The sequence below is a fragment of the Actinosynnema sp. NPDC037264 genome (assembly GCF_055603705.1).
In genome coordinates, this window is the sequence record NZ_JBVJVK010000144.1 from 1 (window position 1) to 1,134 (window position 1,134).

1 protein-coding gene is annotated in these 1,134 nt (G+C 66.8%); it reads left to right on the forward strand.

What is annotated here, in order from left to right; genetic code table 11:
* Positions 1–46: 46 nt before the first annotated feature.
* Positions 47–1,134 (forward strand): IS630 family transposase (locus ACZ7GX_RS45725; protein WP_498786932.1); only part of this gene is annotated, 1,088 nt, incomplete at its 3' end.

Consider the following 1,134-nt stretch of genomic DNA (forward strand, 5'->3'; position numbering starts at 1 on the left):
TAGTGTCCTCCGCCGGAAATCCGCCTACTAAGTCTAGTGTGGGTGGATGACGCGGATCGGACGGCCGCCCGCCGAGGTGAGGTTGAGCGAGCAGGAGCGCGAGACGTTGCTGCGGTGGGCGCGTCGGGCGAAGTCGTCGCAGGTGTTGGCGCAGCGGTGCAGGATCGTGCTGGCGTGCGCGGATGGCTTGCCCAACAAGCAGATCGCCGAGGACCTGAGGGTCCATCCGACGACGGTCACCAAGTGGCGCACGAGGTTTCTCAAGCACCGCTTGGACGGCCTGGCCGACGAGGCGCGGCCGGGCCGTCCGCCGTCGATCCCGTTGGACCGGGTCGAGGAGGTGATCGTGGCGACGCTGGAGGAGATTCCCCGCAACGCCACGCACTGGTCGCGCACCTCGATGGCCGATCGCACCGGTCTGAGCGCGTCGACCATCGGCCGGATCTGGCGCGACTTCGGCCTCAAACCGCACCGCGCCGAGACCTTCAAGCTGTCCACCGATCCGTTGTTCGTGGAGAAGGTCGTCGACGTCGTCGGCCTCTACCACAACCCGCCCGAGCGGGCGGTGGTGTTGTGCGTGGACGAGAAGTCCCAGATCCAGGCACTGGACCGCTCCCAGCCGGTACTGCCGATGATGCCGGGCATGCCCGAGCGTCGCACCCACGACTACCACCGCAACGGCATCACCAGCCTGTTCGCCGCGTTCAACGTCGCCGACGGGACGGTCATCGGCCAGCTGCACCGCCAGCACCGCGCCACGGAGTTCAGGAAGTTCCTGACCACGATCGACAAGACGGTGCCGGCGGAGTTGGACGTGCACCTGGTCTGCGACAACTACGGCACCCACAAGACCCCGGCGATCAGGAAGTGGCTGGCCGCGCACCCGAGGTTCCACGTGCACTTCACCCCCACCGGCTCCTCCTGGATCAACCAGGTCGAGCGTTGGTTCGGCTTCCTCACCGACCAGATGATCACCCGCGGGGCGCATCGCAGCGTCCAAGCGCTGGAACGCGACATCCGGGCCTGGATCGCCGACTGGAACGCCAATCCCCGCCCGTTCCTGTGGACCAAGACCGCCGAGGAGATCCTGGAGTCAATCGCCCGATTTTGTAGGCGGATTTCCGGCGGAGGACA